Annotated in this window: 26 protein-coding genes; 16 read left to right on the forward strand and 10 right to left on the reverse strand. The window is 61.8% G+C overall.

The window, feature by feature from the left end; all coding sequences use genetic code 11:
• Positions 1 to 18: 18 nt before the first annotated feature.
• Positions 19 to 1,053 (reverse strand): type IV pilus twitching motility protein PilT, encoded by a 1,035-nt coding sequence (locus CKW29_RS13200; protein WP_095146078.1) that lies wholly within the window; start codon positions 1,051 to 1,053, stop codon positions 19 to 21.
• A gap of 56 nt (positions 1,054 to 1,109) precedes the next feature.
• On the opposite strand from CKW29_RS13200, the gene CKW29_RS13205 reads away from it, so the two are divergent.
• The 10 genes from CKW29_RS13205 to CKW29_RS13250 all read left to right on the forward strand — a co-directional run bounded on the left by CKW29_RS13205 (position 1,110) and on the right by CKW29_RS13250 (position 8,016).
• Positions 1,110 to 1,808 carry a YggS family pyridoxal phosphate-dependent enzyme gene (locus CKW29_RS13205; RefSeq protein ID WP_095146077.1) on the forward strand — a complete coding sequence of 233 codons (699 nt, stop codon included), beginning with the start codon at positions 1,110 to 1,112 and terminating at the stop codon, positions 1,806 to 1,808.
• Positions 1,809 to 1,842: 34 nt separating this feature from the next.
• Complete coding sequence (gene proC / locus CKW29_RS13210; protein ID WP_095146075.1) at positions 1,843 to 2,661, forward strand: pyrroline-5-carboxylate reductase; 819 nt, start codon at positions 1,843 to 1,845, stop codon at positions 2,659 to 2,661.
• A 24-nt stretch (positions 2,662 to 2,685) separates the two neighbouring features.
• Positions 2,686 to 3,273, forward strand: a complete 588-nt coding sequence (locus CKW29_RS13215) for a YggT family protein (protein WP_095146073.1) — start codon at positions 2,686 to 2,688, stop codon at positions 3,271 to 3,273.
• Entirely contained in the window at positions 3,273 to 3,563 is a 291-nt protein-coding gene (locus tag CKW29_RS13220) for a DUF167 domain-containing protein (protein WP_095146071.1), read from the forward strand. Before CKW29_RS13215 ends, CKW29_RS13220 begins: the two co-directional genes overlap by 1 nt.
• Before the next feature lie 97 nt (positions 3,564 to 3,660).
• Positions 3,661 to 4,800, forward strand: a complete 1,140-nt coding sequence (locus CKW29_RS13225; RefSeq protein WP_095146070.1) for a homoserine O-acetyltransferase — start codon at positions 3,661 to 3,663, stop codon at positions 4,798 to 4,800.
• A gap of 7 nt (positions 4,801 to 4,807) precedes the next feature.
• Entirely contained in the window at positions 4,808 to 5,428 is a 621-nt protein-coding gene (metW, locus tag CKW29_RS13230) for a methionine biosynthesis protein MetW (RefSeq protein ID WP_095081535.1), read from the forward strand.
• A 25-nt stretch (positions 5,429 to 5,453) separates the two neighbouring features.
• Positions 5,454 to 5,888: a DUF4426 domain-containing protein gene (locus tag CKW29_RS13235; RefSeq protein ID WP_095146068.1), complete on the forward strand. Its 435-nt coding sequence runs from the start codon at positions 5,454 to 5,456 to the stop codon at positions 5,886 to 5,888.
• Positions 5,885 to 6,481: an RdgB/HAM1 family non-canonical purine NTP pyrophosphatase gene (rdgB, locus tag CKW29_RS13240; RefSeq protein WP_095146066.1), complete on the forward strand. Its 597-nt coding sequence runs from the start codon at positions 5,885 to 5,887 to the stop codon at positions 6,479 to 6,481. The genes CKW29_RS13235 and rdgB overlap by 4 nt, the downstream gene beginning before the upstream one ends.
• Positions 6,478 to 7,683, forward strand: coding sequence for a radical SAM family heme chaperone HemW (gene hemW, locus CKW29_RS13245; RefSeq protein ID WP_095146064.1), 1,206 nt, complete (start codon positions 6,478 to 6,480; stop codon positions 7,681 to 7,683). The genes rdgB and hemW overlap by 4 nt, the downstream gene beginning before the upstream one ends.
• Positions 7,684 to 7,692: 9 nt before the next feature.
• Positions 7,693 to 8,016: a DUF3392 domain-containing protein gene (locus CKW29_RS13250; protein ID WP_095081541.1), complete on the forward strand. Its 324-nt coding sequence runs from the start codon at positions 7,693 to 7,695 to the stop codon at positions 8,014 to 8,016.
• Between the two features lie 118 nt (positions 8,017 to 8,134).
• Here the strand turns inward: CKW29_RS13250 and trmB are convergent, their stop codons facing one another.
• The 4 genes from trmB to CKW29_RS13270 form a co-directional block, all read right to left on the reverse strand.
• Positions 8,135 to 8,860, reverse strand: coding sequence for a tRNA (guanosine(46)-N7)-methyltransferase TrmB (gene trmB / locus CKW29_RS13255; RefSeq protein ID WP_095146062.1), 726 nt, complete (start codon positions 8,858 to 8,860; stop codon positions 8,135 to 8,137).
• Between the two features lie 9 nt (positions 8,861 to 8,869).
• Positions 8,870 to 9,664 carry a thiazole synthase gene (locus CKW29_RS13260; RefSeq protein ID WP_095146061.1) on the reverse strand — a complete coding sequence of 265 codons (795 nt, stop codon included), beginning with the start codon at positions 9,662 to 9,664 and terminating at the stop codon, positions 8,870 to 8,872.
• A gap of 191 nt (positions 9,665 to 9,855) precedes the next feature.
• Positions 9,856 to 10,056: a sulfur carrier protein ThiS gene (gene thiS, locus CKW29_RS13265; RefSeq protein WP_162184594.1), complete on the reverse strand. Its 201-nt coding sequence runs from the start codon at positions 10,054 to 10,056 to the stop codon at positions 9,856 to 9,858.
• Between the two features lie 90 nt (positions 10,057 to 10,146).
• Positions 10,147 to 10,518: a DUF423 domain-containing protein gene (locus CKW29_RS13270; RefSeq protein WP_095081545.1), complete on the reverse strand. Its 372-nt coding sequence runs from the start codon at positions 10,516 to 10,518 to the stop codon at positions 10,147 to 10,149.
• Positions 10,519 to 10,592: 74 nt separating this feature from the next.
• Between CKW29_RS13270 and mtgA the strand changes: the two genes are divergently transcribed.
• Positions 10,593 to 11,315, forward strand: a complete 723-nt coding sequence (gene mtgA, locus CKW29_RS13275) for a monofunctional biosynthetic peptidoglycan transglycosylase (RefSeq protein ID WP_095146059.1) — start codon at positions 10,593 to 10,595, stop codon at positions 11,313 to 11,315.
• Between the two features lie 85 nt (positions 11,316 to 11,400).
• On the opposite strand, the gene rpoH is transcribed toward mtgA, so the two are convergent.
• The 4 genes from rpoH to ftsY all read right to left on the reverse strand — a co-directional run bounded on the left by rpoH (position 11,401) and on the right by ftsY (position 15,665).
• Positions 11,401 to 12,255 carry an RNA polymerase sigma factor RpoH gene (gene rpoH, locus CKW29_RS13280; RefSeq protein ID WP_095146057.1) on the reverse strand — a complete coding sequence of 285 codons (855 nt, stop codon included), beginning with the start codon at positions 12,253 to 12,255 and terminating at the stop codon, positions 11,401 to 11,403.
• A 112-nt stretch (positions 12,256 to 12,367) separates the two neighbouring features.
• Entirely contained in the window at positions 12,368 to 13,390 is a 1,023-nt protein-coding gene (ftsX, locus tag CKW29_RS13285; RefSeq protein ID WP_095146055.1) for a permease-like cell division protein FtsX, read from the reverse strand.
• Complete coding sequence (gene ftsE, locus CKW29_RS13290) at positions 13,387 to 14,058, reverse strand: cell division ATP-binding protein FtsE (protein ID WP_007975383.1); 672 nt, start codon at positions 14,056 to 14,058, stop codon at positions 13,387 to 13,389. Before ftsE ends, ftsX begins: the two co-directional genes overlap by 4 nt.
• Positions 14,058 to 15,665: a signal recognition particle-docking protein FtsY gene (ftsY, locus tag CKW29_RS13295; protein WP_095146053.1), complete on the reverse strand. Its 1,608-nt coding sequence runs from the start codon at positions 15,663 to 15,665 to the stop codon at positions 14,058 to 14,060. Before ftsY ends, ftsE begins: the two co-directional genes overlap by 1 nt.
• Here ftsY and CKW29_RS13300 point away from each other — a divergent pair.
• The 5 genes from CKW29_RS13300 (at position 15,664) to CKW29_RS13320 (ending at position 20,528) form a co-directional block, all read left to right on the forward strand.
• Positions 15,664 to 15,810 (forward strand): hypothetical protein, encoded by a 147-nt coding sequence (locus CKW29_RS13300; protein WP_172736571.1) that lies wholly within the window; start codon positions 15,664 to 15,666, stop codon positions 15,808 to 15,810. The genes ftsY and CKW29_RS13300 overlap by 2 nt on opposite strands.
• A 201-nt stretch (positions 15,811 to 16,011) precedes the next feature.
• Positions 16,012 to 17,367 carry a pitrilysin family protein gene (locus tag CKW29_RS13305; protein ID WP_095146051.1) on the forward strand — a complete coding sequence of 452 codons (1,356 nt, stop codon included), beginning with the start codon at positions 16,012 to 16,014 and terminating at the stop codon, positions 17,365 to 17,367.
• Entirely contained in the window at positions 17,360 to 18,850 is a 1,491-nt protein-coding gene (locus CKW29_RS13310; protein WP_095146050.1) for a pitrilysin family protein, read from the forward strand. Before CKW29_RS13305 ends, CKW29_RS13310 begins: the two co-directional genes overlap by 8 nt.
• Positions 18,850 to 19,467, forward strand: a complete 618-nt coding sequence (gene rsmD / locus CKW29_RS13315; RefSeq protein ID WP_095146048.1) for a 16S rRNA (guanine(966)-N(2))-methyltransferase RsmD — start codon at positions 18,850 to 18,852, stop codon at positions 19,465 to 19,467. Before CKW29_RS13310 ends, rsmD begins: the two co-directional genes overlap by 1 nt.
• Positions 19,468 to 19,523: 56 nt before the next feature.
• On the forward strand, positions 19,524 to 20,528 hold the full coding sequence (locus CKW29_RS13320) for a hydrolase (RefSeq protein WP_095146046.1): 1,005 nt from the start codon (positions 19,524 to 19,526) through the stop codon (positions 20,526 to 20,528).
• Between the two features lie 80 nt (positions 20,529 to 20,608).
• On the opposite strand, the gene CKW29_RS13325 is transcribed toward CKW29_RS13320, so the two are convergent.
• Complete coding sequence (locus CKW29_RS13325; RefSeq protein WP_095148640.1) at positions 20,609 to 21,463, reverse strand: sulfurtransferase; 855 nt, start codon at positions 21,461 to 21,463, stop codon at positions 20,609 to 20,611.
• Positions 21,464 to 21,465: the final 2 nt, after the last annotated feature.

The following is a 21,465-nucleotide window of genomic DNA, read 5'->3' on the forward strand; positions in this document are numbered from 1 at the left end:
CACTGGTTTGCCCCCCTCTCAAAAACCTTCCGGTGACCGCGCCTTTTCCCGCGCATGCTCGCGGCTGATCAGGCCTTTGTTCACCAGCGACTTCAGGCCCATGTCCAGGGTCTGCATCCCCAACGATCCGCTGGTCTGAATCGACGAGTACATCTGCGCCACCTTGTCTTCACGGATCAGGTTACGGATCGCCGAGGTACCAAGCATGATTTCATGAGCCGCCACCCGGCCACCCCCGACCTTCTTGATCAGCGCCTGGGAAATCACCGCCTGCAACGACTCGGCGAGCATCGAGCGGACCATGGCCTTCTCCGCGCCCGGAAACACATCCACGACCCGGTCGATGGTCTTGGCGGCCGAGGTGGTGTGCAACGTGCCAAACACCAGGTGTCCGGTTTCGGCAGCCGTGAGTGCCAGGCGAATGGTTTCCGGGTCACGCATCTCGCCCACCAGGATCACGTCCGGGTCTTCACGCAGGGCTGAGCGCAGCGCCGCACTGAAACTGCGGGTATCACGATGGACCTCACGCTGATTGATCAGGCATTTGCGCGGCTCGTGGACGAATTCGATCGGGTCCTCGATGGTCAGGATGTGCTGATGCCGGTGACTGTTCAGGTGATCGATCATCGCGGCCAGGGTGGTCGACTTGCCGGACCCCGTAGGCCCGGTGACCAGCACCAATCCCCGTGGCAGCTCGGCAATACGGCGAAACACATCCCCCATGTCAAGCTCGTCCAGGCTCGGCACTTTTGCCGGGATGCTGCGAAATACCGCACCGGGCCCGCGATGCTGATGGAAGGCATTGACCCGAAAACGCGCCACACCCAATGCCTCAAAGGCAAAATCGGTCTCCAGCACCTGCTCGAACTCGGCCTGCTGCTGTTGACTCATGATGGCGCGGATCAGCTCATTGACCTGCCTTGCATCCTGGGCCGGCAGGTTGATGCGCCGCACATCGCCATCCACCCGGATCATCGGAGGCAACCCGGTCGACAGATGCAAGTCCGATGCGCCCTGCCTGACAGTGAACGCCAGCAGTTCCGTGATATCCATTGAACTCCTCAATTCCAGTAGAATGCCGCGAACCTCAGACTGCCGGCGTCCCTTGAATGTCCACGATAGCAGACAATATTTCACAGGTAGCTGCGCGCATCCGCGCGGCGGAACAGGCCGCACACCGCGTCGAACACAGTGTCCGGCTGCTGGCCGTCAGCAAGACCAAGCCCAGCGAGGCGGTGCGCGAAGCCTTCGCCGCCGGCGTGCGGGACTTTGGCGAGAATTATCTGCAGGAAGCCCTGGGCAAGCAGCAGGATTTGACTGACCTGCCCTTGTCCTGGCACTTCATCGGCCCCATTCAATCGAACAAGACGCGCGCTATCGCCGAGAACTTCGCTTGGGTGCATTCCGTGGATCGTTTGAAAATTGCACAACGCCTGTCCGAACAACGTCCTGCCGACCTGCCGCCCCTGAACATCTGTATTCAGGTCAACGTCAGCGGCGAGGCCAGCAAGTCTGGCTGCACTCCCGCCGACTTGCCGCAGCTGGCCAGCGCCATCAGCGCCCTGCCTCGTCTGAGATTGCGTGGCTTGATGGCGATCCCGGAGCCAACCGACGCTCGCGCCGAGCAGGACGCAGCCTTTGCCGCCGTTCGCGAACTGAACACAAGCCTGCAAGAACGCCTCAATCTGCCACTCGATACACTGTCCATGGGCATGAGCCACGACCTGGAGTCGGCCATTGCCCAGGGCGCTACCTGGGTCCGCATCGGTACGGCCCTGTTTGGTGCCCGCGATTATGGCCAGCCATGACCGTGGCTGACTCACCTCTCTATAAGGACCTGTCATGAGCAAGACTCGTATTGCCTTTATTGGTGCCGGCAACATGGCCGCCAGCCTGATTGGCGGCCTGCGCGCCAAAGGTCTGGATGCCGCCCGGATCCGCGCCAGCGATCCCGGCGCCGAAACCCGTGCACGGGTGAATGCCGAGCACGGCATCGACGTATTTGCCGACAACGCTGACGCCGTCCAGGGTGCTGACGTGGTGGTGCTGGCGGTCAAGCCCCAGGCCATGAAAGCCGTGTGTGAAGCCCTGCGCCCAAGCCTTGCGCCGAATCAGTTGGTGGTGTCGATTGCGGCCGGGATCACCTGCGCCAGCATGACCCGCTGGCTCGGCGCCCAGCCGATCGTGCGGTGCATGCCCAACACCCCGGCGCTGTTGCGCCAGGGCGTGAGTGGTTTGTACGCCACGGGCGAAGTGAGCGCCGAGCAACGCCAGCAAGCCGAAGAGCTGCTGTCGGCGGTCGGCATCGCCTTGTGGCTCGACGAAGAGCAGCAACTGGACGCGGTCACCGCCGTATCCGGCAGCGGCCCGGCGTATTTCTTCCTGCTGATCGAAGCCATGACCGCGGCCGGCGAGAAACTGGGCCTGCCACGGGAAACCGCCGCCCGACTGACCTTGCAGACCGCGCTGGGTGCCGCCCACATGGCGGTTGCCAGTGACGTCGACGCCGCCGAACTGCGCCGTCGCGTGACTTCGCCTGCGGGCACCACGGAAGCGGCGATCAAAACCTTCCAGGCCGGCGGTTTCGAAGCGCTGGTCGAAAGCGCACTGGATGCTGCGGCACACCGCTCGGCCGAAATGGCCGAACAACTGGGTCGCTAATCAGCTCTTACAAAGGAATCAATAATGCTTGGACTCAATGATGCTGCCATTTTCGTAATTAAAACCTTGGGCAGCCTGTACCTGTTGATCGTGATGTTGCGCTTCATCCTGCAATTGGTTCGGGCGAATTTTTACAACCCGCTCTGCCAGTTCGCCGTGAAAGCCACTCAACCGCTGCTCAAGCCCCTACGCCGGGTAATCCCGAGCATGTTCGGGCTCGACATGTCGTCACTTGTACTCGCGCTGATCGTGCAGATGGTGCTGATAGCGGTCATCCTGCTGCTCAAGGGCTTCCAGATCGACTGGTTGTTTTTAGTGCCTTGGGCACTGATCGCCATTTTCTCGCTGTTTTTGAATATTCTGTTCTACGCGATGATCATCAGTGTGATTCTGTCCTGGGTCGCCCCGGGGAGCCACAATCCGGGCGCAGAGCTGGTCATGCAGATTACTGAGCCGGTACTCGCCCCGTTCCGTCGCCTCGTGCCGAACCTGGGCGGTCTCGACATCTCGCCGATCTTCGCGTTTATCGTGATCCAGTTGCTGCAAAGCTGGCTGATCCCACGCCTTGCGTACTATGCCCTCATGCCGCAGGGGCTGCTCGGGCTGATCTGATGAGCTACTTTCGCTGGGACGGCGATGACCTGATCCTTGAGTGCCACCTGCAACCTGCGGCCCGTAGCGATGATTTCGCCGGGCTGCATGGTGATCGCCTGAAGATCCGCCTCACCGCCCCGCCGGTCGAAGGCAAGGCCAACGCCTACCTGATGGCGTTTCTGGCCAAGGCGTTTGGGGTATCCAAGAGCCAGGTCAGCTTGATCAGCGGGGAGCTGAACCGGCAGAAACGGGTGCGGATCTGCTCGCCGAAGAGGCTGCCGGATTTACCGGGGCTGACACCACCCTGATGATTCCCGCGCTCGCGCGTGGGAACGAGTGGTCGTCGCTTGCTGCCAGGGGCAGCGGTCTTTAGACTTACGCCTCATTTCAACGAGAGCAGGGTCGATGCCAACTGCCTTTCCCGCCGATTCCGTTGGCCTGGTGACGCCCCAGGTGGCGCACTTCAGTGAGCCCCTGGCCCTTGCCTGCGGCCGCTCCTTGCCAGCCTATGACCTGATCTATGAAACCTACGGCACGCTGAACGCCACGGCGAGCAACGCCGTGCTGATCTGTCACGCCCTGTCCGGCCATCATCACGCCGCGGGTTTCCACAGCCCTGACGACCGCAAGCCCGGTTGGTGGGACAGCTGCATAGGCCCCGGCAAGCCGATCGACACCAACAGGTTCTTCGTTGTCAGCCTGAACAACCTTGGCGGCTGCAACGGCTCCACCGGCCCGAGCAGCACCAACCCGGACACCGGCAAGCCATTCGGTGCCGACTTCCCGGTGCTGACCGTGGAAGACTGGGTCCACAGTCAGGCGCGCCTGGCGGACCGCATCGGCATCACGCAATGGGCTGCCGTCATCGGTGGCAGCCTGGGCGGCATGCAGGCGATGCAATGGAGCATCACCTACCCCGATCGCATCCGCCACTGCCTGGCGATTGCCTCGGCCCCCAAATTGTCGGCGCAAAACATCGCCTTCAACGAAGTGGCGCGCCAGGCGATCCTCACGGACCCCGAATTCCACGGCGGCTCCTTCCAGGAAGCCGGGGTGATCCCTAAGCGCGGGTTGATGCTGGCGCGGATGGTCGGGCATATCACCTACCTGTCCGACGACTCCATGGGCGAGAAATTCGGCCGCGGCCTCAAGAGCGAAAAGCTCAACTACGACTTTCACAGTGTCGAGTTCCAGGTCGAAAGCTACCTGCGTTATCAGGGCGAAGAGTTCTCCGGGCGTTTCGACGCCAATACCTACCTGTTGATGACCAAGGCACTGGATTACTTCGATCCGGCGGCGAACTTCGACGATAACCTGGCGAAAACCTTCGCCGGGGCCAAGGCCAGCTTCTGCGTGATGTCCTTCACCACCGACTGGCGCTTCTCCCCGGCCCGCTCGCGGGAACTGGTGGACGCGCTGATGGCGGCCAGGAAAGACGTTTGCTACCTAGAAATCGACGCTCCGCAAGGCCACGACGCCTTCCTGATTCCGATCCCGCGCTACTTGCAGGCGTTCAGTAACTACATGAACCGAATTACGGTGTGAGAAAGCCATGAGAGCTGATCTGGAAATCATCCAGGAATGGATCCCCGCCGGCAGCCGCGTGCTCGACCTCGGTTGCGGTGATGGCGAGCTGCTGACCTGGCTGCGCGACCACAAGCAAGTCACCGGCTACGGCCTGGAAAACGACCCGGACAACATTGCCGAGTGCATCGCCAAGGGCATCAACGTCATCGAACAGGACCTGGACAAGGGCCTGGGCAACTTTGCCAGCAACAGTTTCGACATCGTGGTCATGACCCAGGCCCTGCAAGCCGTGCATTACCCGGACAAGATCCTCGACGAGATGCTGCGGGTCGGCCGCCAGTGCATCATCACCTTCCCCAACTTCGGTCACTGGCGCTGCCGCTGGTACCTGGCGAGCAAGGGCCGGATGCCGGTTTCGGAGTTTTTACCGTACACCTGGTACAACACGCCGAACATCCACTTCTGCACGTTCGAAGACTTTGAAGCCCTGTGTCGCGAACGGGAAGCCCGCGTTATCGATCGGCTTGCCGTCGATCAACAACACCGCCACGGGTGGGCCAGTAAGCTATGGCCTAATCTATTAGGTGAGATTGGCATCTACCGCGTCAGCAGTCCTGGCCTGCAGGATCACCAGGTAGCGGTTTAATCCGGACATTTCGAGGAGAACGATCATGGGGCGTCTAGCTCTTTTTCTAGTTACAGCCTGCCTGAGCGTCAGCGCCATGGCAGCCGACGTCATCAAAGGCGAGCGCCAGGAAACCTTCGGTGACGTGACGGTGCACTACAACACCTTCAACTCCACCTACCTGACACCCGACATCGCCAAAGGCGCCGAACTGGTCCGCAGCAAGAACCAGGGTGTGATCAACGTCTCGGTGATCAAGGACGGCAAGCCGATGATCGCCAACGTCACCGGCACCGTGAAAGACCTGACCAGCCAGAGCGTGACGCTGAAGTTCAAGCAGATCACCGAACAAGGCGCGGTCTACTACATCGCTCAGTACCCGGTGGACCAGCAGGAAACCCGCACCTTTGACATCAAGGTGCAGACCGGCGACAAAATCAACACCATCAATTTCAACCAAGAGCTCTTCCCTGGCCAATGATCAACTTCACGCAACTCGTACTGGCCAGCCACAACGCCGGCAAACTCAAGGAACTCCAGGCCATGCTCGGCGACTCGGTGCACCTGCGCTCGATCGGCGAGTTCAGCAGCGTCGAGCCTGAAGAGACCGGCCTGTCGTTCGTCGAGAATGCCATCCTCAAGGCCCGTAACGCGGCACGTATTTCCGGCTTGCCGGCGCTGGCCGACGATTCGGGGCTGGCGGTGGACTTCCTCGGTGGTGCGCCGGGCATCTACTCGGCGCGCTATGCCGACGGCCAGGGCGATGCGGCCAACAATGCCAAGCTGCTCGATGCGCTCAAGGATGTGCCTGAAACCGAGCGCGGCGCGCAGTTCGTCTGTGTGTTGGCGCTGGTGCGTCACGCCGATGACCCGCTGCCGATTCTCTGCGAAGGCCTGTGGCACGGGCGCATCCTGACCCAGGCCAGCGGCGAACACGGCTTTGGCTACGACCCGCTGTTCTGGGTCCCGGAGCGCGACTGCTCCAGCGCCGAACTGGGCCCGACCGAGAAGAACCAGCTCAGCCACCGCGCCCGCGCAATGGAATTGCTGCGCCAACGCCTGAGCCTGAAATGACCCACGACCCCACCGCGTCGCCGCTGATCTTCGGCGGCGCCGCACCCTCGTCTCGGGCCGCGCTGCCAACACTGCCGCCCCTGGCGCTGTACATCCACATCCCGTGGTGCGTACGCAAATGCCCTTATTGCGACTTCAACTCCCACACCGCAAGCGTAGTGCTGCCGGAAGAAGAGTATGTCGACGCCCTGCTGGCCGACCTCGACCAGGACCTGCATGCCGTGTATGGCCGCGAACTGAGCTCGATCTTCTTCGGCGGCGGCACGCCCAGCCTGTTCAGTGCCCAGGCGCTGGGCCGACTGCTCAAAGGCGTGGAGCAACGCATCCCGTTCGCCAGCGACATCGAAATCACCCTGGAAGCCAACCCGGGCACCTTCGAACAAGAGAAGTTCGTCGCCTATCGAGCGCTGGGCATCAATCGCTTGTCGATTGGCATCCAGAGTTTCCAGCAAGAGAAACTCAAGGCCCTGGGACGAATCCACAACGGCGACGAAGCGGTGCGTGCCGCCGGCATGGCCCGTCAGGCCGGGTTCGACAACTTCAACCTGGACTTGATGCACGGCTTGCCCGACCAGTCCCTGGAGGACGCCCTGGGCGACCTGCGCCAGGCCATCGCCCTGAACCCGACCCACCTGTCCTGGTATCAGCTGACACTGGAGCCGAACACGGTGTTCTGGAACCAGCCGCCGACGCTGCCGGAAGACGACACCCTGTGGGACATTCAGGAGGCTGGCCAGGCGCTGTTAGCCGAACACGGTTATGCGCAGTACGAAGTCTCGGCCTACGCCCAATCCGGTCGCGCGGCGCGGCATAACCTCAACTACTGGAGTTTCGGCGACTTCATCGGCATCGGTGCCGGCGCCCACGGCAAGCTCAGCCATCCGGACGGGCGCATCGTGCGCACCTGGAAGACTCGCCTGCCCAAGGACTACCTCAACCCGGCCAAGAGCTTCCAGGCGGGCGAGAAAGCCCTGACCAATGACGAGTTGCCGTTCGAGTTCCTGATGAACGCCCTGCGCCTGACCGAGGGTGTGGAGGCGCGACTGTATCCGGAGCGCACCGGGCTGACCCTGGAAAGCCTTGCCGAAGGCCGGCGAGAGGCCGAACAAAGTGGCTTGTTGCAGGTCGAACCGTCACGTCTGGCGGCGACGATGCGCGGACAACTGTTCCTCAATGACTTGTTGCAGAACTTTCTGACATAAGGAAATCGAATGGATTTGGTACTCGACCTGCTCGCCACCGTATCTCGCTGGAGTCGCGGAAATCTGTCAGAAATCGCTCTGGCATTGGTGGGGTGTTTGCTGGTGCTGTTTGGCGCGGACTTCAAAGGCTGGGTCGAGCAACGCCTGGGCAACATCGCGGGCGCCTTGCGCGTGCCGATGATGGCCCTGCTGTGCGTGATCGGCAGCGGTGCAGCCCTGATCTACGCCACGCCCTTGATCGTCAAGGGCTTGAGTCAGTTCAACAACTACAGCCTGGCACCGGTGTTGTTGGTGGTATTGGTGTTGATCGGCGTCGTAGCCGACCGCCGCTGACCCTGCGCCCTATACAAATCCACTGTAGGAGCGAGCTTGCTCGCGATGATTGTTAACGAAAACGCGGGGCATCTGAAGCCCCGCGCTGCTTTGTAGTTTTTCGCGAGCAAGCTCGCTCCTACGACTGTTTTTCGAACTTCAGATCCCACACCCCGTGCCCAAGCCGTTCGCCACGGCGTTCGAACTTGGTGATCGGGCGTTCGGCCGGGCGCGGTACGCATTTGCCGTCTTCGGCCAGGTTGCGATACCCCGGCGCGACGTTCATCACTTCCAGCATGTACTCAGCGTACGGTTCCCAGTCAGTGGCCATGTGCAGCACACCGCCAACCTTCAACTTGCTGCGCACCAGCTCAGCGAACGACGCCTGAACGATACGGCGCTTGTGGTGACGGCTCTTGTGCCACGGGTCCGGGAAAAACAGCATCAGGCGATCCAGGCTGTTGTCGGCCACGCAACGGTTGAGCACTTCGATCGCATCGCAATCGTAGACCCGCAGGTTGGTCAGGCCTTGTGTCAGCACGCCATTGAGCAGCGCGCCGACACCCGGACGGTGTACTTCAACGCCAATGAAGTCCTGGTCCGGCGAAGCCGCGGCCATTTCCAGCAGCGAATGGCCCATGCCGAAGCCGATTTCCAGCGAGCGCGGTGCCGAGCGACCGAACACCTGGTCAAAATCCACCGGCGCATCGGCCAGTGGCAGGACGAACAGCGGCGTGCCCTGCTCCAGGCCTTTTTGCTGGCCTTCGGTCATGCGCCCGGCGCGCATCACGAAACTCTTGATACGGCGGTGTTGGCGCTCTTCGCCTTCTTCCGTCTGGATTGGCGTGTCGTTCGATTCAGTCATCAATGGCTCTTACTTGATCAGACCATCCAGCGGCGAGGAGGCGCTGGCATAGAGTTTTTTTGGCATACGCCCGGCGAGGTAGGCCAGGCGACCTGCCACAATGGCGTGTTTCATGGCTTGCGCCATCATGACCGGCTGCTGGGCGTGGGCAATGGCCGAGTTCATCAGCACGGCATCACAACCCAGTTCCATGGCGATGGTGGCGTCGGAAGCAGTACCGACACCAGCATCCACCAGCACCGGAATCTTGGCTTCTTCCAGGATGATCTGCAGGTTGTACGGGTTGCAGATCCCCAGACCGGAGCCGATCAGACCGGCCAGCGGCATCACCGCGATACAGCCGATTTCCGCCAGTTGACGGGCGATGATCGGATCATCACTGGTGTAAACCATCACGTCGAAGCCTTCCTTGACCAGCGTTTCGGCGGCCTTGAGGGTTTCGATCACGTTGGGGAACAGGGTTTTCTGGTCAGCCAGCACTTCCAGCTTCACCAGGTTATGGCCATCGAGCAGCTCACGGGCCAGGCGGCAGGTGCGCACGGCTTCGATGGCGTCGTAGCAACCGGCGGTGTTCGGCAGGAAGGTGTAGCGATCCGGCGACAGCACTTCGAGCAGGTTCGGCTCGCCCTCGATCTGGCCAAGGTTGGTGCGGCGCACGGCGAAGGTGACGATCTCGGCACCCGAGGCTTCGATGGCCAGGCGGGTTTCTTCCATGTCACGGTACTTGCCGGTACCGACCAGCAAACGCGACTGGTAAGTACGACCGGCCAGGACGAAAGGCTTGTCGCTGCGAACGATGCTCATGGGAAATCCTCTATAGGGGTGAGGTACTTGCAGAATTCCTTATAAACCAAACGCTGTGAAAACGTCGCGAGCGAAGGAAAGACAAGGCAAAAACAGGCGAGGAAGCGGAGTTTACGGGTTGTAAATGAGCATTCCGAGCCTGTTTTTAACGCAGTATTTCCGAGCGCAGCAGTTTTCACAGTGTTTGGCGGCTAGCCGCCGCCGATGGCGTGCACCACTTCGACGTTGTCGCCGTCGTTCAACGCGGTGTCTGCATGCTGACTGCGCGGGACGATATCCAGGTTGAGTTCGACCGCCACCCGGCGTCCGGTCAGGTCCAGACGGGTCAGCAGGGCCGCAACGGTTTCACCGTCGGGCAGTTCAAGGGATTCGCCGTTCAACTGAATGCGCATGCCGGATGCCGCCATCATTTTTAGGGGCCAGCATTCTAGCCCGATCAGTCAGGCCGACCCAAGCCATTCGTCTTGAAATGGACTCGCAAGTCAGCCCAGGCGCCAGGCGGCAAGCCCCAGGCAAACCCAGCCAGCCAGGAAGGCCAGGCCACCGAAGGGCGTGACGATGCCCAGCTTGCCGACACCCGTAAGCGTCAGCAGGTACAGGCTGCCGGAAAACAACAGGATTCCGAGGGCAAACGAGACACCCGCCCACGTGATCAACCGTCCGGGAATCTGCGTGGCCAGCAGTGCGACACCCAGCAACGCCAGGGTGTGTACCAACTGATAGGTGACGCCGGTATGAAAGATTGCCAGGTATTCGCTGCTCAGGCGGCCCTTGAGGCCATGGGCGGCAAATGCGCCCAGGGCGACGCCGGTAAAACCGAAGAAAGCAGCCAGCATCAAAAAGCCACGCAGCATGAGGAACTCCAGTCAGATTCATCGGGCAGGGTCTGTATAATGGCCGGCTCGACGGGTTCGGCCAAGCCATCTCTATGCTGCGTATATTTCTCCAACGCTTCACGAAAGTCCTGCTCTGGTTCGTGGGCGGCAGCGTATTGCTGGTGCTGGTGTTCCGTTTTGTCCCGCCACCGGGGACCACACTGATGGTCGAGCGCAAGATCGAATCCTGGTTCGACGGCGAACCCATTGACCTGCAACGTGACTGGGAGCCGTGGGACAACATCTCCGACGACCTGAAGGTCGCGGTCATGGCCGGCGAAGACCAGAAGTTTCCCGAGCACTGGGGCTTTGACTTTGGCGCCATACAGGCCGCCTTTGCCCACAACGAACGCGGTGGTTCGATCCGCGGCGCCAGTACCCTGAGCCAGCAAGTGTCCAAGAACCTGTTCCTGTGGTCGGGTCGCAGCTGGCTGCGCAAGGGCCTGGAAGCCTGGTTTACCGCGCTGATCGAAATCTTCTGGCCCAAGCAGCGGATTCTCGAGGTGTACCTCAACAGCGTGGAATGGGATGAGGGCGTGTTTGGCGCCGAAGCTGCCGCACGGCATCACTTTGGCGTCAGCGCCCGCTCACTGAGCCGCCAGCAAGCCAGCCTGCTGGCTGCGGTACTGCCCAACCCACGGGTCTGGAGCGCCAGCCATCCAAGCAGTTATGTCGCACGCCGTGCCGGCTGGATTCGGCGACAGATGAGTCAACTGGGTGGGGACAGTTACCTGCTGGGGCTCAACGATTCGCGCCGGGCACCGTGGTCTCAATAAGTCCTTTCTGCCGATTACGATCAGGTACCACAAACGAAAACGCCCCGATCAGTGATCAGGGCGTTTTTTATTGCCAGCAAGAAAGTTACGCGGCAATCGACAGCTTGAGCTTGTTCATCGCGCTCTTTTCAAGCTGACGGATACGCTCGGCCGACACGTTGTACTTCTGCGCCAGGTCGTGCAGCGTGGCTTTCTCTTCGGCCAGCCAGCGCTGGTAGAGAATGTCGCGGCTGCGGTCGTCCAGCACGTCCAGTGCCTCATGCAGGTTGCTGGTGGAGTTGTCGCTCCAGTCGGCATCTTCCAGTTGACGCGCCGGGTCGTACCGATGGTCTTCCAGATAGTTGGCCGGCGACTGGAATGCGCTGTCGTCATCCGCTTCGGCAGCCGGGTCAAACGCCATGTCGTGGCCGGTCAGCCGGCTTTCCATCTCGCGCACTTCCCGCGGCTCCACGCCGAGGCTTTCAGCCACGCGATGGACTTCATCGTTGTTCAGCCATGCCAGGCGTTTTTTCTGGCTGCGCAGGTTGAAGAACAGTTTGCGCTGGGCCTTGGTGGTTGCGACTTTCACGATGCGCCAGTTGCGCAGGATGAATTCGTGGATCTCCGCCTTGATCCAGTGCACGGCAAAAGACACCAGGCGCACACCCATCTCCGGGTTGAAGCGCTTGACCGCCTTCATCAGGCCAACGTTGCCTTCCTGGATCAGGTCAGCCTGGGCCAGGCCGTAGCCGGAATAGCTGCGGGCAATATGTACAACAAAACGCAGGTGGGCGAGCACCATCTGCCGAGCCGCCCCCAAATCCTGCTCATAGTAGAGACTCTCGGCCAGTTCACGCTCCTGCTCCGGTGTCAGCAATGGAATGCTGTTCACCGTGTGCACATAAGCCTCCAGGTTCGCGCCTGGGACCAGAGCATAAGCAGGTTGCAAAGAAGTGGTCATACGAAAAAACCTCCGACTCACATAACTCGTGCAGTTCAGCACTGCGAAAATTGACCGGAAACCGAAGGACAAGTTCCCCTACACGCTGAAAGGACATACAAGCAAAAAGACACTACTTCGGGGCAAGCTCTCTCAAATGGCGTGCCACCGCAATCCACGCACCGATATACCCCAACAACACCGCACCTAGCAAGAGAGACAGACCATCGGCTGCCGGCACCCCGGCCAGTGCGAAATTACTGCCGTACAGGCCAGCCAACCCTGTTACCGCGTCATTCAGCCAGTTGAGGCCGAATGCCAGGACACCCCAGGAAAGGATCCCCGCGCCGAAGCCATACAGCGCCCCCATATACAGAAAGGGCCTACGCACATAGCTGTCAGTGCCGCCGACCAGTTTAATCACTTCTATCTCGGTGCGGCGGTTTTCAATATGAAGACGAATGGTATTGCCTATCACCAAAAGTAATGCAGAAACCAGCAACACGGTCAGACCGAAGACAAACCGCTCGCCCAGCTTGAGTATCGCCGCCAAACGCTCGACCCAGACTAGATCAAGTTGCGCCTGCTGTACCTTCGGCAACTCGGAAAGTCTTTGTCTTAATGCTTCAAGCGCCGCTTTGTCGACCTCCTTCGGCGTCACCAGCACCACGCCAGGCAGCGGGTTTTCCGGCAGCTCCTTGAGCGCTTCACCCAGTCCCGACTGCTGCTGGAACTCTTCCAGCGCCTGCTCGCGACCGATGTACTCGGCCTCGGCCACGCCTGGCAGGGCATTGATCTGCTCGCGCAGTTGCTCGCCTTCGCTGGCGCTGGCGTCGAGTTGCAGGTACAGCGAGATCTGCGCCGCACGCTGCCAGGAGCCGCCCAGGCGCTCGACGTTATTCAGCAAAAGTGACAGACCCATCGGCAAACTCAGGGCAACCGCCATCACCAGGCAGGTGAAGAAGCTGCCAATCGGCTGCTTGCCCAGGCGACGCAGGCTGTCGAGCAGGCTGGCGCGATGGCTTTCAATCCAGGCATGCAGCAAGGTCTTGAAATCCGGGCCATCGTCTTCATCGCGGTTATTCTTTTGCGGTTGCGGATCGGCGGCCTTCGGGGCCACTCGCTCGGAAACCTTCGGACTACGGGTAGCACTCATACCGCGGCCTCCCCGTCGCCGATCAATCGGCCACGTTGCAAGGTCAGCATGCGATGACGCATGCGGGCAATCAGCGCCAGGTCGTGACTGGCGATCAATACGCTGGTGCCCAGACGGTTGATGTCTTCAAAGACACCCATGATTTCCGCCGCCAGCCGCGGATCGAGGTTACCGGTCGGTTCATCCGCCAGCAGCAGGGCCGGGCGATGGACGATGGCGCGGGCGATGCCGACACGCTGTTGCTGACCGGTAGACAGGTCACCCGGGTACAGGTCGGTCTTGTCCGACAACGCCACACGCTCCAGGGCCGAGTCCACGCGCTTGGCGATCTCCGCCTTGGACAAGCCCAGGATCTGCAACGGCAAGGCGACGTTGTTGAACACCGTGCGGTCGAACAGCAACTGGTGGTTCTGGAACACCACGCCGATCTGCCGACGCAGGAACGGGATTTGCGCGTTGCTGATGGTCGACAGGTCCTGCCCGGCCAGCAGCAGCTTGCCTGAGGTTGGGCGCTCCATGGCGAGCAACAGTCGCAACAGGGTACTTTTACCGGCCCCGGAGTGACCGGTTACAAACAAAAACTCGCCACGACGGACTCGAAAGCTCAGCTCATGCAAGCCGACGTGACCGTTCGGGTAGCGCTTACCGACCTGTTCGAAACGAATCATTAACGCTCCCGCTCGGCAAACAGTGCCTGGACAAAGGGTTCTGCTTCAAAGGTACGCAAATCGTCGATGCCTTCACCGACACCAATGTAGCGAATCGGCAGGCCAAACTGCTTGGCCAGGGCGAAAATCACCCCACCCTTGGCCGTGCCATCGAGCTTGGTCAGGGCCAGGCCTGTCAGCTCGACCGTCTGGTTGAATTGCTTAGCCTGGTTGATGGCGTTCTGGCCGGTACCGGCGTCGAGCACCAGCAACACCTCGTGCGGTGCGTCGGCGTCGAGCTTGCCGATCACCCGGCGAACCTTCTTCAGCTCTTCCATCAGGTTGTCTTTGGTGTGCAGGCGACCGGCGGTGTCGGCGATCAAGACATCAATGTTGCGCGCCTTGGCGGCCTGCACGGCATCGAAGATCACCGAAGCCGAGTCGGCGCCTGTGTGCTGGGCGATCACCGGGATCTTGTTGCGCTCGCCCCAGACCTGCAACTGCTCGACTGCCGCGGCACGGAAGGTGTCGCCCGCCGCGAGCATGACTTTCTTGCCTTCGAGTTGCAGCTTCTTCGCCAGTTTGCCGATGGTGGTGGTCTTGCCGGCGCCATTGACGCCAACCACCAGAATCACGAACGGCTTGTTCTGCGCCACGATCTTCAGCGGCTGCTCGACCGGCTTGAGCATCTCAGCCAGCTCGGCCTGGAGGGATTTGTACAGAGCGTCGGCATCGGCCAGCTCCTTGCGCGCAACCTTCTGGGTCAGCCGCTGGATGATCACCGAGGTCGCCTCGACCCCCACGTCAGCGGTCAGCAAGCGGGTCTCGATGTCTTCGAGCAGCTCGTCATCGATGATCTTTTTGCCCAGGAACAGGCTGGCCATGCCCTCGCCGATGCTGGCGCTGGTTTTTGACAAACCTTGCTTGAGGCGGGCAAAAAAGCCGGCCTTGGCCTCTTCAGTGCGCGCAGGTTGAGGCGCTTCCTGTTCCGCGGCGACCGCTGCAACCGGCATTGGTGCAGGCTCGGCGGCGATCGGGGCCGGCGAGGTCACTGGGGCCGGAGTTGGCACGACAGTGATCGGGGTTGGGGTTACAACCGGGATTGGAGCTGGAGCCGGGGTTGGCACAGGCTCTGGCGCCACAAACGCGGCGATGATCGGCTGTGGCAGGTCAGGCTCTTCAACTTCCAGCGGCTCGAGCGTCGGTTCGACCAGCGACTTCGGCTCGCCCACCAACAGTTCTACGGCTTGCTGGACCACGGTCGGCGCGGGAATCGGTGGCGTGACATGGGGCGCTTGCTCGTCTTCGACCAACGCAACCGGCTCTTCCGGTACGGGCAGGGTCAACCATGGCTTATGCGCGACTTCGGCGACAGGCGGCAGTTTGATCACCACCTCAGGTTGCGGTTCGACGACCGGCTGCAGTACCGGCTCGACCGGCGGTACCACCACGGGAGCCGGTGCTTCGGCAACCGGCGCGGCGTTGACAACCGGCTCGGGCGCAACCTCGGGAAGCGCCTGTGGCTGTTCGACGACGGGTTCCTGCGGCTTTTTGCGCAGCCATCCGAACAGGCTTTTCTTCTCGCCAGCCGCAGCTGGGTTCTTCTTGTCGTCGTTGGAACCAAACATGGAGGACGGCTATCTCACGGTAGCGACGCGCCAATGTGGCGCCTCGGCAATTGAATATTCGATGCAGAACAGACTGCGTTTGACCCAGCTTGTTCACGCGCAACATTTTGTCGAAGTGCCCAACGGCACCTCAAAGGTCGACTAACACGAAGGACTGCAGCGGCATCGTCGGCGAAAACGCAGAGTTTAGCTGATAAACCCAAAGCTTCTTCCATAAACCCATACAACCTACCGACCGATCAAAGGCCTGATAGGCGTGGCCGCCGTTAAATCGGATCAGTATCCTAGCACCCTCTAGCCCGCCGACGCTAAGACCAAGCGGGCAGCCCAACAGGTTTAAAAACGAATGAATGCTCTAGCCCGCCGCGCCGCAGGCCTGCTGCTCAGCACAGTTTGTCTGCCCCTTTCGGCTTTGGCTGCCGACCCTCAACCGACCCACGAATTCACCCTCGACAACGGCCTCAAGGTCGTCGTGCGCGAAGACCACCGGGCCCCGGTGGTGGTTTCCCAGGTCTGGTACAAGGTCGGCTCCAGCTACGAAACCCCCGGCCAGACCGGCTTGTCCCACGCACTGGAACACATGATGTTCAAGGGCAGCGAGAAAGTCGGCCCCGGCGAAGCATCGTTGATCCTGCGCGACCTGGGCGCCGAAGAAAACGCCTTCACCAGCGATGACTACACCGCGTACTACCAGGTGCTGGCCCGTGATCGCCTGGGCGTGGCGTTTGAACTGGAGGCCGACCGCATGGCCACCCTGCGCCTGCCGGCCGACGAGTTCAGCCGCGAGATCGAAGTGATCAAGGAAGAACGTCGCCTGCGCACCGACGACAAGCCGATGTCCAAGGCCTTCGAGCGCTTCAAGGCCATGGCCTTCCCGGCCAGCGGCTACCACACGCCGACCATCGGCTGGATGGCCGACCTGGACCGCATGAAGGTTGAAGAGCTGCGCCACTGGTATGAATCCTGGTACGCACCGAACAACGCCACACTGGTGGTGGTCGGCGACGTGACCCCGGACGAAGTCAAAGCCTTGGCACAGCGCTACTTCGGGCCGATCGCCAAGCGCGACGTGCCACCGGCCAAGATTCCGCGAGAGCTGGCCGAGCCCGGCGAGCGTTTGATTACCCTGAAAGTGCAGACCCAACTGCCGGCCCTGATGCTGGGCTTCAACGTGCCAAGCATCGCCACCACCGAAGACAAACGCTCGGTGAACGCCCTGCGACTGATCGCGGCCCTGCTGGATGGCGGCTACAGTGGGCGCATCCCGACCCAACTGGAACGCGGCGAAGAACTGGTGTCGGGTGGCTCGTCGAGCTATGACGCCTATACCCGCGGCGACAGCCTCTTCACCCTTTCGGCGACCCCCAACACCCAGAAACACAAAACCATGGCCCAGGCTGAAGCCGGCCTGTGGAAACTGCTGGAGCAGCTCAAGACCACGGAGCCGTCCGCTGAAGAGCTGGAGCGCGTGCGGGCCCAAGTGATTGCCGGCCTGGTCTACGAGCGAGACTCGATTACCAGCCAGGCCACCGCCATCGGCCAACTGGAGACCGTCGGCCTGTCCTGGAAACTGATGGACAGCGAACTCGCCGAACTGGAAAGCGTGACCCCGCAAGACATCCAGAAAGCTGCCCGACTCTATTTCACCCGCGAACGTCTCAGCGTCGCCCATGTTCTGCCACAGGAGACGACTCATGAGTGAGCGTAAACCAACGCGCCGGGCGCTGATCGGCCTGATCGCCGTCGCCCTGATCGGCTCTGCCGCCTTCTATTTCTCCAGGACCGATGAGTCCTTGGCCAGCGAAGCCTTCGACAAGGCCAAGTCCAGCCAGAAGCTGCAATCGCTGGCGGAACTCAACGGCAAGGCGCCGAGCCATCGCACGCTGGACGTTCAGACCTGGACCACCGCCGAGGGTGCAAAAGTACTGTTCGTGGCCGCCCCCGAACTGCCAATGTTCGACATGCGCCTGATTTTCGCCGCCGGCAGCAGCCAGGACGGCGACAAGCCAGGGCTGGCGATGCTGACCAACGCCATGCTCAACGAAGGCGTTGCCGGCAAGGATGTCAGCCAGATCGCCGAGGGTTTCGAAGGCCTGGGTGCCGACTTTGGCAATGGTGCCTACAAGGACATGGCGGTTGCCTCGCTGCGCAGCCTGAGCGCGGTAGACAAACGCGAACCCGCCCTCAAGCTGTTCGCTGAAGTGGTGGGCAAACCGACGCTCCCGGCCGACTCGCTGGCACGGATCAAGAACCAGATGCTCGCGGGCTTCGAATACCAGAAGCAGAACTCGGCAAAAGTGGCGAGCCTGGAACTGATGCGTCGTCTGTACGGCCAGCATCCGTATGCCCACTCCAGCGACGGCAATGCGCTGAGCATTCCTCAAATTACCCTGGCACAACTCAAAGCCTTCCACGCCAAAGCCTATGCAGCGGGCAACGTGGTGATCGCGCTGGTCGGCGACCTGTCGCGCAGCGAGGCGCAAGCGATTGCCGCCCAGGTCTCCGCCGCCCTGCCCAAAGGCCCGGCGCTGGCCAAGATCGAGCAACCAGTGGAGCCCAAGCCCGGCACCAGCCGCGTCGAGTTTCCGTCCAAGCAGACCAACCTGATGCTCGCCCAATTGGGCATCGACCGTGACGATCCGGACTACGCGGCCGTCTCCATGGGCAACCAGATTCTGGGTGGCGGTGGTTTTGGCACCCGGCTGATGAGCGAAGTCCGTGAAAAACGCGGCCTGACCTATGGCGTCTACTCGGGCTTCTCGCCGATGCAGGCCCGCGGTCCGTTCATGATCAACCTGCAAACCCGCGCCGAAATGAGCGAAGGCACGCTCAAGCTGGTACAGGACGTCATGACCGACTACCTTAAAACGGGTCCGACCCCGAAAGAGCTCGACGATGCCAAGCGTGAACTGGCCGGTAGCTTCCCGCTGTCCACTGCCAGCAACGCCGATATTGTCGGCCAACTGGGTGCCATGGGCTTCTACGACTTGCCGCTGACCTACCTTGAGGATTTCATGCGGCAGTCGCAGAACCTGACCGTCGAACAGGTCACCGCCGCCATGAATAAACACCTGAGCATGGATAAAATGGTCATCGTCACCGTTGGCCCTACCGTGCCGCAAAAGCCGTTACCGGCCCCTACTGACAAACCTTCCGAGCAGCCGCTCGGGGTTCCGGAGCATTAATGGCCAGTCCATCGCGTCCCAAGAAACCCGCTCACAACGTCCACAACGGCGTGAACCAATTGCGCATCATCGGCGGCGAGTGGCGCAGCCGTCGCCTGAGCTTCCCGGACGCCCCGGGCTTGCGCCCGACGCCAGACCGCGTGCGCGAAACCCTGTTCAACTGGCTCGCGCCCTACGTGGCCGGGGCCAAGGTGCTTGACCCGTTCGCCGGCAGCGGCGCGCTGTTTCTCGAAGCCCTGTCCCGTGGCGCAGCCATGGGCCAGGCACTGGATGCCAGCAGCCTGGCGGTTTCCAGCCTGAAAGAGCATTTGGGCACCCTGCGCTGCACCGTCGGCCAGGTGCAAACCGCCGACGCCCTGCGCTACCTGGAAACCCAACCGGCCAGTGCCTACGACCTGGTGTTCCTGGACCCGCCGTTCAACCAGAACCTGCTACCCGCCGTGTGTACCCTGCTGGAAGAGCGGCAATGGCTGGCCGACAATGCGTGGATCTACACGGAAAGCGAAAACGCGCCTTCGACGCTCGGCCTGCCGGGAGCCTGGCGCCTGCACCGCGAGCAAAAATCCGGGCGGGTCTACTACGCGTTGTGGCATCGTCTGGCAGAGATCGCCGGTTAACCGACCGGCTTGAAACCGGTGCGCACAGGTTGCGCACCGCTGCATCGAGTACAACCGTGCCTACACCGCCAAACCGCTTCACCCCCGCCTTCGGCCTCGGCAACCCGCACCTGCAAACCTTGTGGGGGCCGCTGTGGCGTAAAACCACGCACCTGGACCGACAACGCGAACGCCTGTGGCTGGATGACGGCGATTTCCTGGATCTCGACTGGCACGGACCGCACAGCGCTGAAACGCCCTTGGTGCTGGTGCTGCATGGGCTGACCGGGTCGTCGAACTCACCCTACGTCGCCGGCCTGCAAAAAGCCTTGTCCGCCCGGGGCTGGGCCAGCGTCGCGCTGAACTGGCGTGGCTGTTCGGGCGAACCGAACCGGTTGCCACGCAGCTATCACTCCGGTGTCAGCGAAGACCTCGCGGCGGCGATCAATCACCTGCGCGCGACACGCCCGTTAGCGCCGCTGTACGCGGTCGGCTACTCACTGGGGGGCAACGTGCTGCTCAAGCATCTGGGCGAAACCGGCAGTGACAGCCAGTTACAGGGCGCCGTGGCAGTCTCGGTGCCGTTTCGCCTGGACCAGTGCGCAGACCGTATCGGCCAGGGCTTTTCCAAGGTCTACCAAGCGCACTTCATGCGCGAGATGCTGGCCTACATCAAGATCAAAGAGCGACAGTTCCTCCTCGACGGCCGTCACGAGGGCCTGGCGACACTGGCCCAACTGGGCTCGCTGGACAACATGCGCACCTTCTGGGATTTCGATGGCCGAGTGACCGCGCCGCTGCATGGCTTCGAAGACGCGCACGACTACTACCGCCGTGCCTCCAGCCGCTATTTCCTCGGTGAAATCCGCACGCCGACGCTGATCATCCAGGCGGCTGACGATCCGTTTGTCTTTCCCTACAGCTTGCCGGTGTCCAGCGAACTGTCGGCCTGCACGCAATTTGAACTGCAGACCAAGGGTGGGCATGTCGGCTTTGTCGATGGCACGCTGCGCACGCCCGGTTACTACCTGGAGCGACGCATTCCCGATTGGCTGGTTCAATCGGCTCGCGGACAAGGTTAATCCGGGCGAGCCGATCCATTTCTGGCTACCGGCCCCTGGCCGAAACTGAATCGACCTCGGACAGTGGCCGGTCTGACGTCTCAGTCGCCGGTGGCAATCGCGCGCGCGGGGTCCGTGATCCACTCGCTCCACGAACCAGCATACAGTGCCCCCAGCGGGTAGCCGGCCAGGCACAAGGCGAACAGGTTGTGGCAGGCCGTCACCCCGGAACCGCAGTACGCCACCAATTCGGTGGGCGAGCGGTCACCCAGCTTTTCGGCAAAGCGCTGCTTGAGTTGGTCGGCAGGCAGGAAGCGCCCATCCGCGCCCAGGTTGTCGGTGAACGCCGCACATTGAGCCCCCGGAATATGCCCGGCAACCGGGTCGATGGGCTCGACCTCGCCACGAAAACGCGGCAGCCCACGGGCGTCGAGCAACGTCAGGGCAGGTTGCCCGAGGCGCTGTTGCAGTTTCTCGGCACTGAGCAGCAAGGTCGTGTCCGGCACGCCTTGGAAAGTGCCACGGATCCTGGTCGGCGCATCCAGGCTCAGCGGCAGGCCCGCGATGTGCCAGGCCTTGAGGCCGCCATCCAGGATGAACACGCCGTCGCGCTTGCCCAGCCACGCCAGCAACCACCAGGCCCGCGCGGCAAAGGCGCCGGGGCCGTCGTCATACAGCACCACTTCACTGTCATTGCTGATGCCCCAGGCTTGCAGGCGCTCGATCAGCGACTGCGCCGCAGGCAACGGGTGGCGGCCGGTCACGCCCTTGATCACCGGGCCACTGAGGTCGCGCTCCAGATCGGCGAACACGGCACCGGCGATATGCCCTTCGGCATAGCTGCGCTGGCCGTAATCCGGGTCTTCGAGGGCAAAACGACAATCCAGTATCACCAGCCCGGCCTGGTCTTTTTTCTGTTCCAGGGCAGTAGGGCTGATCAGTTGCGCGATGGACATGG

Origin of the sequence: Pseudomonas sp. Irchel s3a18, assembly GCF_900187535.1 — a bacterium.
GTDB lineage: Bacteria > Pseudomonadota > Gammaproteobacteria > Pseudomonadales > Pseudomonadaceae > Aquipseudomonas.